At 60.8% G+C, this 15205-nt stretch carries 14 protein-coding genes and 1 pseudogene; 4 read left to right on the top strand and 11 right to left on the bottom strand.

Annotation, left to right across the window (positions count from 1 at the left end):
- Positions 1 to 26 precede the first annotated feature (26 nt).
- Positions 27 to 644: an FKBP-type peptidyl-prolyl cis-trans isomerase gene (locus AB4N82_RS14680; RefSeq protein WP_032885594.1), complete on the bottom strand. Its 618-nt coding sequence runs from the start codon at positions 642 to 644 to the stop codon at positions 27 to 29.
- Positions 645 to 893: 249 nt separating this feature from the next.
- Between AB4N82_RS14680 and AB4N82_RS14675 the strand changes: the two are divergent.
- Together AB4N82_RS14675 and AB4N82_RS14670 are read left to right on the top strand one after the other, a co-directional pair.
- A pseudogene (locus tag AB4N82_RS14675) lies at positions 894 to 1958 on the top strand (methyl-accepting chemotaxis protein); the annotation flags it as partial.
- Positions 1950 to 2813 (top strand): methyl-accepting chemotaxis protein, encoded by an 864-nt coding sequence (locus tag AB4N82_RS14670; RefSeq protein ID WP_371260691.1) that lies wholly within the window; start codon positions 1950 to 1952, stop codon positions 2811 to 2813. The pseudogene AB4N82_RS14675 and the gene AB4N82_RS14670, both read left to right, overlap by 9 nt.
- A 110-nt stretch (positions 2814 to 2923) precedes the next feature.
- Here the strand turns inward: AB4N82_RS14670 and AB4N82_RS14665 are convergent, their stop codons facing one another.
- The 4 genes from AB4N82_RS14665 to AB4N82_RS14650 are packed head-to-tail and all read right to left on the bottom strand — an operon-like array spanning position 2924 to position 7048.
- Positions 2924 to 3292, bottom strand: a complete 369-nt coding sequence (locus AB4N82_RS14665; RefSeq protein ID WP_032885592.1) for a glyoxalase superfamily protein — start codon at positions 3290 to 3292, stop codon at positions 2924 to 2926.
- A gap of 29 nt (positions 3293 to 3321) precedes the next feature.
- Positions 3322 to 4785, bottom strand: a complete 1464-nt coding sequence (locus AB4N82_RS14660; RefSeq protein ID WP_122763896.1) for an N-acyl-D-amino-acid deacylase family protein — start codon at positions 4783 to 4785, stop codon at positions 3322 to 3324.
- Between the two features lies 1 nt (position 4786).
- Positions 4787 to 5632 (bottom strand): MurR/RpiR family transcriptional regulator, encoded by an 846-nt coding sequence (locus tag AB4N82_RS14655; protein WP_460105104.1) that lies wholly within the window; start codon positions 5630 to 5632, stop codon positions 4787 to 4789.
- A gap of 12 nt (positions 5633 to 5644) precedes the next feature.
- Positions 5645 to 7048, bottom strand: coding sequence for a GntT/GntP/DsdX family permease (locus AB4N82_RS14650; protein WP_032885589.1), 1404 nt, complete (start codon positions 7046 to 7048; stop codon positions 5645 to 5647).
- Positions 7049 to 7241: 193 nt separating this feature from the next.
- Here AB4N82_RS14650 and AB4N82_RS14645 point away from each other — a divergent pair, with 193 nt between their 5' ends.
- Positions 7242 to 7622 carry a lysozyme inhibitor LprI family protein gene (locus tag AB4N82_RS14645; protein WP_032885588.1) on the top strand — a complete coding sequence of 127 codons (381 nt, stop codon included), beginning with the start codon at positions 7242 to 7244 and terminating at the stop codon, positions 7620 to 7622.
- An 84-nt stretch (positions 7623 to 7706) separates the two neighbouring features.
- On the opposite strand, the gene AB4N82_RS14640 is transcribed toward AB4N82_RS14645, so the two are convergent.
- The 5 genes from AB4N82_RS14640 to AB4N82_RS14620 form a co-directional block, all read right to left on the bottom strand.
- Positions 7707 to 9152, bottom strand: coding sequence for a SulP family inorganic anion transporter (locus AB4N82_RS14640; RefSeq protein WP_032885587.1), 1446 nt, complete (start codon positions 9150 to 9152; stop codon positions 7707 to 7709).
- A gap of 193 nt (positions 9153 to 9345) precedes the next feature.
- Positions 9346 to 10239, bottom strand: coding sequence for an NAD-dependent epimerase/dehydratase family protein (locus AB4N82_RS14635; RefSeq protein ID WP_460105101.1), 894 nt, complete (start codon positions 10237 to 10239; stop codon positions 9346 to 9348).
- Between the two features lie 103 nt (positions 10240 to 10342).
- Positions 10343 to 11239: a LysR family transcriptional regulator gene (locus AB4N82_RS14630; protein WP_095186365.1), complete on the bottom strand. Its 897-nt coding sequence runs from the start codon at positions 11237 to 11239 to the stop codon at positions 10343 to 10345.
- Between the two features lie 33 nt (positions 11240 to 11272).
- Positions 11273 to 11863, bottom strand: a complete 591-nt coding sequence (locus AB4N82_RS14625; RefSeq protein WP_032885584.1) for an NADPH:quinone oxidoreductase MdaB — start codon at positions 11861 to 11863, stop codon at positions 11273 to 11275.
- Between the two features lie 119 nt (positions 11864 to 11982).
- Complete coding sequence (locus tag AB4N82_RS14620; RefSeq protein ID WP_099602213.1) at positions 11983 to 12747, bottom strand: sulfite exporter TauE/SafE family protein; 765 nt, start codon at positions 12745 to 12747, stop codon at positions 11983 to 11985.
- A 187-nt stretch (positions 12748 to 12934) separates the two neighbouring features.
- Between AB4N82_RS14620 and AB4N82_RS14615 the strand changes: the two genes are divergently transcribed.
- Entirely contained in the window at positions 12935 to 13831 is an 897-nt protein-coding gene (locus tag AB4N82_RS14615; protein ID WP_122753937.1) for a LysR family transcriptional regulator, read from the top strand.
- Here AB4N82_RS14615 and AB4N82_RS14610 read toward each other — a convergent pair.
- On the bottom strand, positions 13777 to 15183 hold the full coding sequence (locus AB4N82_RS14610; protein ID WP_122753938.1) for an amino acid permease: 1407 nt from the start codon (positions 15181 to 15183) through the stop codon (positions 13777 to 13779). The two genes, AB4N82_RS14615 and AB4N82_RS14610, sit on opposite strands and share 55 nt — an antisense overlap.
- Positions 15184 to 15205 lie beyond the last annotated feature (22 nt).

The raw sequence follows: 15205 nt of genomic DNA, 5'->3' as shown, positions 1-15205 counted from the left end.
TCGCTCCCACAGGTAATCAGCAGGTCTTACAGAACGTCGAGCAGCTCGACGTCGAATACCAGAACGCTGTGCGGCGGAATGCTGCCAACGCCTTGAGCGCCGTAAGCCAGTTCGCTCGGCACGTACAGGCGCCATTTGCTGCCAGCATTCATCAGTTGCAGGGCTTCGGTCCAACCGGCAATCACGCCACCAACCGGGAATTCTGCTGGCTGGCCACGCTCGTAGGAGCTGTCGAACACAGTGCCGTCGATCAAGGTGCCGTGGTAGTGGGTACGGACTTGGTCTTCACGGGTCGGCTTGGCGCCTTCACCGGCAGTCAGCACTTCAAATTGCAGGCCGGAAGCCAGGGTGGTGATGCCATCACGCTTGGCGTTTTCAGCCAGGAAGGCCAGACCAGCGCCAGCAGCGGCTTCAGCCTTGGCGGCTGCTTCGGCTTGCATGACTTCACGGATCACCTTGAAGCTGGCAGCCATTTGCTCTTGGTCAACGCGGCTTGGCGAACCTGCGAACGCGTCGGTCAGGCCAGCCAGGATTGCGTCCAGGCTCACACCCGGTGGCGGGTTGTCGCGCAGTTGGTCGCCCAACTGACGGCCGATACCGTAGCTGACGCGGGTTTCGTCGGTGGACAGATTAACTTCGGACATGAAGAGGCTCCGCTGCAGGACAACGCGATTTCCCGCGCTGCCCAAAACTAAAAGGGCCCGCAGACTAGCACACAAGACCGCCCGTTGATGAGCCCTCAGTGGTTCTGCACACCGCTGACGACCCTTCGTCGCCACTTGAAATAAAACGCCCTTCAGATTCACATCCCGCCGCCGATACAGCGCTACACCTTGGCTGGCTCAAATAACAACACCGTCCAGCAAACAGACATCACTCTTGCGGAGCATTCGATGAACAGCTGGTTCGGTAACATCAGCGTCAACCTCAAACTGGGCCTGGGCTTCGGCCTGGTGCTTGTCCTCACCTCGATCCTGGCACTCACTGGCTGGACCAGCCTGGGCGGCCTGATCGACCGCAGCAACTGGATGAGCGACATCACCCAGCTCAACGCGTCGCTGACCAAACTGCGCATCGTGCGCCTTCAATACATGCTGGCCAACGGTGACGAAGCCGTGGCGCAGAACGTGCAGACCAGCCTCGATGCGTTCGTTGCCCAGCAACAGAAACTGCTGGACAGCTTCAAGAGCCCGGAAAACCTCAAGCTGCTCAATGAGCAGAAATCGGTCATTACTGCCTACCAGCAATCCCTGAACAAAATGCGCGAGGCTTACCGTAACGGCAATGCCTCTCGCCAAGTGATGGGCGACAAGGCCGACAGCGCCAACGCCCAGATCGACGCGCTGGAAGCCAGCGTGAAGCAGATGCCTGACAGCGCGGAGCACTTTGCTCAGTTCCAGGCCGTGGCCGACGCCAAGATGCAATTCCAACTGGCCCGCTACGAAGTGCGCGGCTACACCGGCAACGTCAGCCCGGATACCGAAGCCCGCGCTGCCGCACAGATCGACAAAGCCATTGCCAGCTTGAAAGACCTCAGTGCCGCCTTTGGCGCCGGCCAGCAAAGCGCGCTGACCGCGCTGGAAACCGCTCTTGGCGCCTACCGCACGGCTGTCCAGAACTACAAGGTGGCCAACGCCAATATCGTTGCTGCTCGCGCAGAAATGACCACCCAAGGCACTGATATCGTCAACATCAGCGACAAGCTCTACGAGATCCAGTTGGATCGCCGCGACGCCGAAAGCGCCCAGGCCCGTAGCCTGCAATTGATCAGCACCTTGCTGGCCCTGCTGGTTGGCATCATTGCCGCGCTGGTCATCACCCGCCAGATCACTCGCCCGATCCAGGAAACCCTGGCCGTGGTTGAACGCATTGCCTCCGGCGATTTGAGCCACAACATCCAGGTCACCCGCCGCGATGAGCTGGGCGTGCTGCAACAAGGCATCCAGCGCATGGGCACCACCTTGCGTGAATTGATCAGCGGTATTCGTGACGGCGTGACCCAGATCGCCAGCGCCGCCGAAGAACTATCGGCCGTGACCGAGCAGACCAGTGCCGGCGTGAACAGCCAGAAGATCGAGACCGATCAAGTCGCCACCGCGATGCATGAAATGACCGCTACCGTGCAGGAAGTCGCGCGCAATGCCGAACAGGCTTCCCTGGCCGCTGCCGATGCCGACGGCCAAGCCCGTGCAGGCGACAAAGTGGTGGCCGAAGCCATTGCCCAGATCGAACGCCTGGCCGCCGAAGTGGCGCGTTCCACCGACGCCATGAGCCATCTGCAACAAGAGAGCAACAAGATCGGCAGCGTGATGGACGTGATCAAAGCCGTGGCCGAACAAACCAACCTGCTGGCCCTCAACGCCGCCATCGAAGCAGCACGCGCCGGTGAAGCCGGTCGCGGGTTTGCCGTGGTCGCCGACGAAGTGCGCGGCCTGGCCCAACGCACGCAAAAATCCACCGAAGAAATCGAAGGTCTGGTCGCCGGTTTGCAGAACGGCACCCAGCAAGTGGCCAATGTGATGAACAACAGCCGCAGCCTCACCGACAGCAGCGTGGAGCTGACGCGCAAGGCCGGTGTATCCCTGGAAAACATCACCCGTACGGTGTCGAACATCCAGTCGATGAACCAGCAGATCGCCGCCGCCGCCGAGCAACAAAGCGCCGTGGCCGAAGAGATCAGCCGCAGCATCGTCAATGTACGTGACGTGTCGGAACAGACCGCCACCGCCAGTGACGAGACGGCCAAATCGAGTGTGGAACTGGCACGTTTGGGCAGCCAGTTGCAGCAGATGGTCAGCCATTTCCGGGTTTAAGAATCGCTGCGATACCTGACCCGCCACAGATGCAGCCCCAGCCAAAAGCTGGGGCTGCAATAAAAAACCGCCCTACTAAGGCGGTTTTTTTATTGCCTGCGATTGGCCTCTCAGCCCTCGCCTTCCTCAACAAACACCACACGATTCCCAAATGGATCCTTGATGCTCATCTCCCGCGATCCCCAAGGCGTTTCTTCAACGCTGGGCTTGGCATAACGGTAATCCTTAGCCTGCAATTGCTGCTGGTAGGCATCTACCCCTTGCGCCTGAATCCGCACCGCCGCGCCCGGCGAAGCGTCGCCATGATGCTCGGACAGATGCAGCACGCACTCGCCCAATGATACTTGCAGGTACAGCGGGTAATTCGCCTCGAAACGATGCTGCCAATCAACCTTGAACCCAAGGAACTCCACATAGAATTCCAACGCCTTGGTCTCGTCGAAAATCCGCAGGATAGGGGTGACTTTTCCTAAGTGCATGGCAACCGCTCCGTTTTTGAGATCGCCCACTATAGAGCGCTGAACCCCCGACGCAAATCTCCCTGGCGAGCCAGGAATCGTCCTGGGCGCTGACCATTGGCCTGTCCATCGCTGTAGGTCAACACGCCATTGACCCACACACCATCAATGCCCTCTGCCGCCTGCTCTGGATTTTTGAAATCCGCCACATCCCGCACCCGCAACGGGTCGAACAACACCAGGTCCGCCCAGTGCCCTTCACGAATTTCACCCCGCTCGACCAGGCCGAAACGCGCCGCCGACAAGCCGGTCATTTTGTGCACGGCGGTATGCAACGGGAACAACCCGATATCCCGGCTGAAATGCCCCAACACACGTGGGAACGCACCCCACAAGCGTGGATGCGGAAACGGATCTTCAGGCAAGCCATCCGACCCCACCATCGACAATGGATGCGCGAGGATGCGTCGTACATCCGCTTCATCCATCCCGTAGTACACCGCACCCGCAGGCTGCAGACGGCGGGCGGCGTCCATCAAGGAGACGTCCCATTCGCCAGCAATGTCCTGCAAATCTCGCCCGCCCATGTCCGGATGGGGCGTGGACCACGTAATGGTGATGCGAAACGCATCGGTCACTTGCTTCAAATCCAGAGTCGAAGAACTGGCTGCGTAGGGATAACAGTCACATCCCACCGGATGGGTTTTCGCCGCCTGCTCCAGAGCGGCCAGCAGCTGCGGACTGCGCCCCCAGTTACCCGCCCCGGCGCATTTGAGGTGGGAAATAATCACCGGCACCTTGGCGTGCCGGCCGATCAGAAAAGCTTCGTCCATCGCCTCCAGCACTGGCTCGAATTCGCTGCGTAGATGGGTGGTGTACACGGCGCCGTAGGCCGTGAGTTCTTCACTCAGTTGCAGCACTTCATCGGTCTCGGCATTGAACGCGCTGGCGTAGGCCAGGCCTGTGGATAAGCCGAGGGCGCCGGCTTCAAGACTCTCTTGTAACTGCACGCGCATGGCGGTGATTTCATCCGGTGTGGCGGTGCGATGCAGATCGTCCATGTGGTTGCTGCGCAGCGCCGTGTGGCCGATCAATGCCGCGACGTTGAGCGCTGGATGGGCGCTTTCAACGGCGCTGCGATAGTCGCTGAAACGGGGATATACAAACGCCGCAGCGCTGCCCAGCAGGTTCATCGGGTCCGGCGGGTCGTTGCGCAAACTCACCGGCGAAGCGCTGATGCCACAGTTGCCGACAATCACCGTGGTCACGCCCTGACTGAGCTTGGGCAGCATCTGCGGATGACGGATCACCACCGTGTCGTCGTGGGTATGGACATCGATAAACCCCGGCGCCAACACGCGGTCGGTGGCGTCGATTTCATGCTCGGCCGTCGCAGCAGACAGATCACCGATTGTCTCGATACGCCCATCGCGCAGCCCCACATCCGCGACATAACCGGGTGTGTTGCTGCCATCGATGATCAGCGCGTGGCGAATCAGCGTGTCGTACTTCATATCAGTCTCCAAGCGGCAAGCTATCGGGGCCGCCGCGATAATCGTCCAGGGCCAGTTTGATCCGGCGCAGGCGTTCCTGGTTGTCGTCCGGCAGGGCCAGCGCCAACTCGGTAGCGAGCAGGTCGATGGCCAGCAGCAGGCCGTAGCGCGCTGCGGTGGGTTTGTAGATAAAGCTGGTTTCGGCTGGTTGCAGCGGCAACAGGACATCCGCCAATCGCGCCAGGGGGGAATCGGCCAAGGTGATAGCGATGATGCGGGCGTCGTAGTTGCGCGCCAGGTCCACCACGTCCAGCAGTTCCGGCGTAATACCGGTCAGCGCATGTTCCGGCCCCAAGGTGGCGGCCGTGACGCGCATCATCACCGGGTCATGGCAAGCGGCAATCGGGTAGCCCAGGCGGACAAGGCGCACCTGTAATTCGTCGCTGCACAGACTCGACGGGCCGCCCATGCCGAACGCGTGGATCATCCGGGCCTTGCTCAGCAGGCTGACCGCATCGGCGAAACTCGCCTGGTTGAACCCCGACAAGTGCTGACGCAACGTCGCCTCGATATCACCGAGAATCTGCCGGTGAAACGCCGACTGTTCGGGCAACCCCGCCGGGTCCAGGAAACGGCTGCCGACGCCGCTGGCTTGGGCCAGTTGCAGGCGCAAATCGCGTAGATCGCGGCAACCGACGCTGCGTGCAAACCGCGACAAGGTCGCCGTACTGACTTCAGCTCGTTGGGACAACTCATCCAGGCTGGCTGACGCCGCAAAACCCACATCATCGAGCATCAGCTTGGCGATACGTCCTTCGCCGGCGCTGAAAGAAGCCTGGCGGGCGCGGATCTGGTAGAGGATGTCCATGGGGGCTCCGGGTTACAAAATACAGGACAGGCCGTAAGTCAGACCGAAGGCAACCACAGAGATCAGAGTCTCCAATACGGTCCAGGTCTTGAAGGTCTGGATTACCGTCATATTGAAGTATTCCTTGATCAGCCAGAAGCCGCCGTCATTCACGTGAGAAAAGATCACCGAGCCCGCACCGGTGGCCAGCACCAGTAATTCAGGGTGTGGATAACCCAAGCCCATGGCGACGGGCGCGACCACGCCAGACGCCGTCGTCATGGCCACCGTGGCCGAGCCGGTCGCAATGCGCATCAACGCCGCGAACAGCCAGCCCATCACCAGGGGCGACAGTTGGAACGCATTGGCAAGGCCGAGAATTTCATTGGTCACCCCAGCGTCCACCAGGATGCGATTCAAACCGCCGCCCGCCCCCACCAGCAAGGTGATGCTGGCCGTCGGCGCCAGGCATTCGTTGGTGAACTTGAGGATCGATTCGCGGTTGAAGCCTTGGGCCAGCCCCAAGGTCCAGAAGCTCACCAAGGTCGCCACCAGCAACGCGATGACCGAGTTGCCGATAAACAAGAGGAACTGGTTGAAACCGGTCCCCGGCGTAGAGATTACGTTGGCCCATCCGCCGATCATCATCAGCACCACCGGCAACAGGATGGTGCCCATGGTCAGTGCAAAACTCGGCAAACGGGTGCGCGGTTCACGCTCGATAAATTGGCGTTCCAGCGGGTTTTCTGCCGGCAGGTGGATGTGCGGCACGATGAACTTGGCGTAGACGGGCCCTGCAATGATCGCCGTGGGGATACCGATCAGAATCGCATACAGCACCGTCTGCCCCACCGACGCGTTATACGCCAGCACGGCCATCATCGCCGCCGGATGCGGCGGCACCAGCGCGTGTACCACCGACAAACCGGCGACCATCGGCAAGCCGACCATCAAAATCGACACGCCTACGCGTCGGGCGACGGTAAAGGCGATGGGCACCAGCAACACAAAACCCACCTCGAAAAACAGCGGCAACCCCACCAGAAAGGCAATGCACACCATCGCCCAATGGGCGTTGCGCTCGCCAAAACGATTGATCAGCGTGCGCGCCACCTGCTCGGCGCCACCGGACTCGGCCATCATCTTGCCGAGCATGGTGCCCAGCGCCACAACGAGCGCGATGTGCCCAAGGGTCTTGCCAACACCCGCCTCGTAGGAGCCCATGATGGTGTCCGCTGGCATCCCGGCCATCAGCGCCAGGCCGATGGATACCAGGGTGATGACGATAAACGGGTTGAGTCGGTAACGTGCAATCAGCACGATCAAAGCAATGATGGCGATGGCAGCGTATGCCAACAGCCCGAAGCCCGGTGATGCGGCCATGCGGTACTCCTCGGAAAGGGTCACGTCGAATTGGTTGTGAAACTCATAAATCATTACTGAGGATCATTTTCAAATTTTATGAAAGTAAGTTTCGCCCACAGACAAGCGCTGTCGCGTTGGGACATGCCCTACACCTGCGTATGAAAATTGGGGGGCTGTTCTTACATGAAGATCAGAGAAGACCGGAAACTCAGCCCAGCGGGCTGAGTCATAGAATGCACACCCACTGTTGCCAGGAAAATCGAGCATGATTCGCACCACATTCGCCGCCGGCGTCCTGCTTCTCGCCGTATGCGGCACTGCCGCCGCTGCCGACAACCCGGCGCTGAAAAAATGCATGGACGGCGCCAACACCACTGCCGATATGGTCAGCTGCAACGTCAAGGAAACCAAGGTGCAGGACACTCGCCTGAACAAAGCCTACAAGACCGCCATCGCCGCCCTGGAAGGCACGCGCCAGCAGCAACTGCAGGACCTGCAGCGCCTGTGGATCAAATACCGTGACGCCAATTGCGCCTTCGCCGGCTCCGCCACCGGCGGCACCATCGACCAAGTCAACGGTTCCGGCTGCGTGCTGGACATGACCCAGACCCGCGCCCAGGAATTGGAAGACCTGGTCGGGCCGTGATGTGGTGGCGAGGGCGCTTACTCCCGTTAGGCTGCGCAGCGGCCGCAAATCTTGGTAGTAAGCGCCCTCGCCAAAGAGGCTCAATTAGTCGTGATGCACCCGCGCACGCTTGAGCAACTTCTTGCAGCGCTCAGACAAATGCAACACCCGCAGATGCTTACCGGCCTTGGTATAACGCTCGCGCAAGGTCATCAGCGCGGCAATCGCTGAGTAGTCGACAAAGCTCAGGTGACGACAATCCAGCGTCACCTGATCCGGGTCATTGGACGGGTCGAACTGGTTTAAAAACGGCGTGGTCGAGGCAAAGAACAACGTGCCGTGCAGGCGATAGAGCTTGCTACCGTCGGCTTCCAGGTGCTCATCCGCGTACAACTCGCGGGCCTGTTGCCAGGCGAAGTTGAGCGCGGCGATCACGATACCGCACAGCACGGCAGTGGCCAGGTCGGTAAATACCGTGATCACCGTCACCGCAATAATCACCAGCACATCATTGAGCGGCACTTTGTTGATCACCCGCAGCGACGCCCAGGCGAAGGTCTGCTGGGACACCACGAACATCACCCCCACCAGCGCCGCCAGCGGGATCCGCTCAATCAGCGGTGACAGAAACAGAATGAACAACAGAATCATCACCCCGGCAAACACCCCGGAGAAGCGCCCACGTCCGCCGGAGCTTAGGTTGATCACGGTTTGCCCGATCATCGCGCAACCGCCCATGCCGCCGAAGAGGCCCGAGACCATATTCGCCGCACCCAACGCCACGCTTTCGCGATCAGGATAGCCGCGGGTTTCGGTGATTTCGTCGGTAAGGTTCAGGGTCAGCAGGGTTTCCAGCAGGCCGACCATGGCCATCAGGAAAGCGTAGGGCGCGATGATGCCGAGGGTTTCCAGGGTCCAGGGGATCTGCGGCAACGCGAAGGTCGGCAGGCCACCGGCGATGTGGGCCATGTCGCCGAGGGTGCGGGTTGGCAGACCGAGCAGGTACACCGCCAGGCCCACGCCGAGGATCGCCACCAAGGCCGGCGGTACCGCGCGGGTGAGGCGCGGCAGCAGGTAGACAATGGCCATGGTCGCCGCCACCAGCCCGGTCATCACATACAACGGCGTGCCGCTGAGCCAGGTTTCACCGCTCTTGAAATGCTCCAACTGCGCCAGGGCAATGATGATCGCCAGGCCGTTGACGAACCCGAGCATCACCGAATGCGGCACCATGCGCACCAGCTTGCCCAGGCGCAGCAGGCCGAAGGCGACCATGATCAACCCGCCCAGCAGCACCGTTGCCAGCAAATATTCCACGCCGTGCTGCACCACCAACGCGACGATCACCACCGCCATCGAGCCCGCCGCGCCGGAGACCATACCGGGCCGACCGCCGAACAAGGCCGTCAGGGTGCAGATGATAAAGGCGCCGTAAAGGCCCATCAGCGGATTAAGGTGAGCCACCAGAGCAAAGGCGATGCATTCGGGCAGCAGCGCGAAAGACGTGGTGAGGCCGGCCAGGGCATCGGCGCGCAGTCGGGTGAGGTTCATGAGGTACCAGGGAGTTGCGGGGGATAAGGCGGGGAATGGTACGGAAATGAGCGGGGTGGGGCTAGTCTGGAAGACCGAGTGGTCGCCATCGGGGGCAAGCCCCCTCCCATACTTGGCCGTGTTCCAGTTTTGGAACGCATTCTAATGTGGGAGGTGGCTTGCTCCCGATGGCCGACTCGGTCTCAAGCGAACATCACACCATTTCGTGACGAATCCACTCAACCACCGACGTGCGCTTTGGTGCCCAGCCCAGCAGTTCGCGGGCGTGCTTGCCGCGCACCCGGCTGTTTGAACCCAGGCCGTAATTGGCCATTTCATAACCCCACTCGGCTTCAGCCTCGGCCAATGGCCAGTCCTGCGGCTTGCCCAGCTTCAGCGCGTCAGCGATGGCCGTGGTCATGTCGACAAACGCCGCTTCGCTGCTTTCCACAAAGTAGAACGTGCCCGGTACGTTCTTCGTCAGCGCCAGCAGGTACAACGCAACCACGTCTTCGATGTGCACGTTGGACCAGATGTTCTGCCCTGTGCACACATGGCGCACCACCCCACTCTTGCGCGCCTGCTTGAGCAAGCGCGGCAATTGCACGCTGTCACGCTGTACGCCCAGGCTGTGGCCGTAGATCAGGGTGTTGCAGATCACCGCCGAATTCACGCCGTCCTGGGCAGCAGCCAGGATCAGGTTGTCGATGGCCACACGCGCGGCCTTGTCGACGGTCGGCTCCGGCAGGTTGTCTTCGAAATAGATCACGTCGCTGGCCTTACCGCCCGATGCATCGCCCACGATGCTCGAACCGCTGGTGTGCAGGAACGGCTTGTTTGATCCCTGCAAGGCGGTCAACAGCGTTTCTACCGCAGCACGATGGTCGCTGCTGGCGGCGTTGATCACCGCATCGGCCTTGTGCGCTTGCTCGGTAAGCACGGCAGCGTCATCGAGGCTGCCGATCACCGGAGCGATGCCCAGGGCCGTCAGCTCAGCCGCTTGCTCGGCGCTGCGTACCAGGCCGGTGACGTGATGGCCGGCCTTGACCAGGCCGGTGGCAATCGAACCGCCGATAAAACCTGCGGCGCCGGTAACGAATACGTTCATGGAGGTTTCTCCTGACTGGGTAAGTGATAGGCCCAGTATCCCGGCCCCACCCTTACCGAATAAGCCCCTGACGCCCAATTCAATCTTGCGTGGCAGTCACGAATCAGCAGGCATACCGCGCCAGTTTGGCCTGGATAAAGTCCAGGAAGCACTGGATGCGCAACGCCAACTGCGAGTTACGGTAGAAGACCGCGTGGATCGGCTGGCGATAACCGCTGTTGAAGGCTTCCAGCACCGGCACCAGGCGGCCGGCGTCGATGTCGGCGCTGGTCATGAAGTTCGACAGGCAACAAATACCCTGCCCCTCCAGCGCCAACTGGCGCAGGGTTTCGCCGCTGGAGGCAGCGATGCTCGGCTGAATCAGCCAGCGGTCACCCTCCACATGGCGCAGCGGCCAGTGGTTGAGGGTTTCGGTCTGACTGAAGCCGAGCAACGTGTGGTCAGCCAACTCGGCCACCGTGGTGGGCGCGCCGTATTGCTTAAGGTATTCAGGGCTGGCCAGGATATGCAGCGGCGTACAACCGAGGGAACGCGCATGCAAGGTCGAGTCGGCCAGGGCGCCGATGCGAATGGCGATGTCGGTGCTCTGTTCCAGCAGGTCGATGATCAAGTCATCGCTGTTCAACTCCAACTGGATCTGCGGGTACAAGCTGCGAAACTCGGCAATGTACGGCACGATCCCATGCAGCATGAACGGCACGGCCGCGTTGATACGCAGCCGCCCGGCAGGGTTCTTCTGACGTGACGACAGGCGCTCTTCCAGCTCATCCATCTGCGCCAGGATCAGCTTGGCCTGTTCGAAGAAATACTTGCCCTCTTCGGTCAGGTCCATGCGTCGCGTGGTGCGGTTGATCAGCGTGGTGTCGAGCTTGGCTTCCAGGCGCGACAAGGTACGGCTGACCGCCGACGGCGTCTGCCCGACCTGCTCCGCCGCTGCGGAAATCGAGCCGCACTCGATGACGCTGACGAAGATCTGTAGCTCATCGGATCGGGCTTTCACGGACGGTCCTCGGTATCGGTTCAGTGCAGCTTATTACACCGAGAGCTTGAACACCTGCGCCAGATGCTGCTCATAGCGCGCCACGTCTGCCTCGATGGCTGGGCGTTTCATCACATCCACGCACAGGAACGTGGGCAGGCCGGTCATGCCGAGGAACTCGTGGGCCTTGTGGAACGGGAAGTACACCGCATCCACGCCCTTGGCTTCGAAGAAATCGCTCGGGTCGTCGAAGGCTTGCTGCGGTGCGTTCCAGGTCAGGGACAGCATGTACTGCTTGCCCTGGATCAGGCCGCCACTGCCGTATTTCTGCGAGGCATCGGAACGGGTGCGACCGTCGCTGGCGTACAGGCTGCCATGGCCTTCGGTGAAGACTTCGTCGATGTACTTCTTGACGATCCACGGCGCCCCCATCCACCAACCAGGCATCTGGTAGATGATCACGTCGGCCCAGAGGAACTTGGCCACCTCTTCGGCCACGTCGTAGCCTTCGTCGATATGGGTGACTTTAACGTCGATACCGCCTCGATCCAGCACAGCCAGGGCGGTTTCATGCAAGGTGGTGTTGTAGCGGCCATCGGAGTGGGCGAATTTTTTGCCGCCGTTGAGCAGGAGTACTTTTTTCATGGGAGGGGATCCAGAAGGTTGAAAATGTCTGGACGCAGACTATCGGCCATGACCCTTCGGAATAAGCCGTCACCCGGCAAAATACCTTTGATCAAAAAGCACGAATACCCATGAGATTGTTAACCACTGATCAGCAGATGACCGCCCAACAGGGCCATGCCGATGAAAAATACCCGCTTGAATAACACGGCACTGATGCGCTGGCGCAGCGCTTGGCCCAGCCACATGCCCAGCAGCGCCGGCACCAGCGCGAGCAGCGAGGCACTCACTTCACCGCCGCCCAAGGTGCCACGCCAAGCCAATCCCGCCGCCAGCGCCAGCGTCGACACGGTGAACGACAGGCCGAGGGCCTGTACCAACTGATCGCGACTCAGGCCCAAGGCTTGCAAATACGGCACCGCAGGAATCACGAACACGCCAGTGGCCGAGGTGATCAAGCCGGTGATCAGCCCACACAACGGGCCCAGCCAGCGTTCGGTCTGCGGCTTGACCTTGAAGGTGGGCAAAAACAACCCGCTCAACGCATACACCAGCAACGCCGCGCCCAGCGCGCGCACCACCCAGTGCCCACCTTCCATGCCAAGCCACACCGTACCCAGCCCGGTGCCGAGGAAAATCAGCACGAGCATCGGCCAAAGGCGTTTGAGCAAGCCACTCAGGTGCCCGCCGAATGCCAGTTGCCAAAGGTTGGTGACCGTTGAAGGAATGATCAGCAACGCCGCAGCCTGCGCCGGCAACATAGCCAAGCCGAGCATGCCCATGGCGACTGTCGGTAAGCCGAGGCCGATTACTCCTTTGACGGTGCCCGCCAGCAGGAACGTGCCAATCACCAGCAAAGTAACGGCGGGACCGAGATTTTGGTAGAACGCAAGGAAGGTAATCATGGGCAGAGTGTGCGACTTTTCGATGCGCTCTGAAATTCGCCATATACTGAGGCAGCCTCTTGTTTAGCAAGAGCCTTGGGGCCTCATCGGGGCAAGTCCCCTCCCACTTAGACTGTGTTCCCCCATCCAAATGTGGGAGGGGGCTTGCCCCCGATGCGGCCAGTAGAGCCATCCGAGAACCCCACCCATGCACGTTGACCTGATCGATCTGCGCCTCTACCTGCATACCCTGGACACCGGCAACATCACCGCCGGCGCCAGCCGCAGCCATTTATCCCTGGCAGCCGCAAGCGCACGCATCCGCGCTATGGAAGCATCGCTGGGCATCGAATTGCTTGAGCGGGGCCGTCGGGGTGTCACGCCGACACCTGCAGGTAAAGCCCTCGCGCGCCACGCTCGCCTGCTGCTGCAACAGGCCGACCATCTGCAACAGGACCTCGCCGAATACGCCAACGGCATCAAAGGCCAAGTGCGCCTGCTTTGCAACACCACTGCGCTCAGCGAATACCTGCCGGAACTGCTCGCGGACTTTCTACGCGAACACCCCAACCTCGATATCGACCTGCAGGAGTTGCCCAGCCTGCGCATCATCCAGGCCCTGCGTCAGGGCACGGCCGACCTGGGGATCATCTCCGATGCAGTAGACACCCACGGTTTGCAGACCCTGCCCTTTCGCGATGACCCGCTGGTGCTGATCATGCCCCTGGATCATCCCCTGGCAGCGAGCCCGGTGAGTTTTATCGACAGCCTGCAACACGATTACGTCGGCCTCGCGGCCCACAGCGCACTGTCGGTGTACCTGGAAGAACAAGCGCTGCACGCAGGGTTCCGCTTACAGACGCGCATCCGCGCCGAGGGCTTTGATGGGGTGATTCGGATGGTCGCACGAGGTGCTGGCCTGGGCATCGTGCCCCAGGCCGCGTTGGATCGCTGGCCCTTGGCGCGCCACTTCAAGGCCCAGCCTCTGGGAGAAGACTGGGCCCGCCGACAGCTGTTGCTTTGCGCACGTTCGTTCGAGCAACTGCCGGGTTACGCCAAAGCCTTGTTCAACGCCTTGGCCCTGCCCTTGCGGAAGACCCCGTAATACACCGCCGACAGAATCAACAGGAACGGCACGCCAAACACCAACGTCATCTTGAACGCCTCGGTGAAATACGTGGTGATCATCACCGCGCCCATGAGCACCAGACCCAGCAATGTGCTGTAGGGAAACAGGCGCAGTTGGAATGACAACTTCGCCCCGCCGTGACGCTTGCGATAGCGACGGAAAAACAGGTGCGTGAGGAAGATCATGAACCAGGTAAAGATCGCGCCAAACATCGAGATCGCCATCATCAGGGTGAACGAGCTTTCCGGGTACACCACATTCAACAAGGTCGCCAGGGCAATGCCCGAACTGGACAGCAGCAGTGCATTCAGCGGAATGCCGCTTTTGCTCAACGCGCCCATGGACTTGGGCGCGAAGCCCGCGCGGGACAGGCTGAACATCATGCGTGTAGTGATGTAGAGCTGGCTGTTCATCGCTGACAACGCGGCGATCAGGATCACGAAATTCATCACCCCGGTGGCACCGGGAATGCCGATGGTCTGCATCACTGTAACGAACGGGCTTTGGGTCTGCCCGGCCTGATTCCACGGCACGATGGCCAGCATCAGCGCCAGGGTCAGCAGGTAAAACACCACCAGGCGCACGATGGTCGCGCGAAAGGCCTTCTTCACCGCCTGCTCCGGGTCGGCGGCTTCACCGGCAGCCACAGCGATCATCTCGACGCTCAGGTAACTGAAGATCGACACAATCACCGCAATCCACATGCCGCTCAAGCCATGGGGGAAAAAACCACCGTGTGCGGTGTAATTCTGCACGCCATACTCCGGGTTGCCGGAGCCGAACACCACATACACGGCCAGGATGATGAAGCCGACGATGGCGCTGATCTTGATGGTGGAGAACCAGTATTCAAAGTTGCCAAACGTCTTCACGCTGATTGCATTAAGCAGGATCAGCACACTGGAAAACGACACGATCCACACCCACTCCGGCACGTTGGCGAACCAGTACTTCATGTACATCGCCACCGCCGTGACCTCGGCGCCCACCGCCAGCACAATCGCCGCCCAATAGGCATAACGCACCAGAAACCCAGCCAGCGGGCTGATGTAGAACTCGGCATAGGCGCCGAAGGAACCCGAGGTGGAATGCGCAACGGTCATCTCCGCCAGGCAGCCCATCAACAGCAAGGTGATCAGTGCACCAATGGCGTAGCTCACCAGCACGCTCGGCCCGGCATAACCGATGGCATAGGCGCTGCCCATGAACAACCCGGTGCCGATGGCGCCACCGATGGCGATCATGCTCATCTGGCCGGAAGTGAGCTGGCGCCGAAGGCCCAGTTCGCGTTGGGTGATCTCGGCAAAGCCGGTGTCTGGCGTAGTCACGTGGGGTGCCCCTTTATTATTG

Source organism: Pseudomonas sp. H1_D04 (assembly GCF_054683855.1).
Note: the sequence above shows the minus strand (reverse complement) of the source record. Positions and strands in the feature narration are given on the sequence as shown.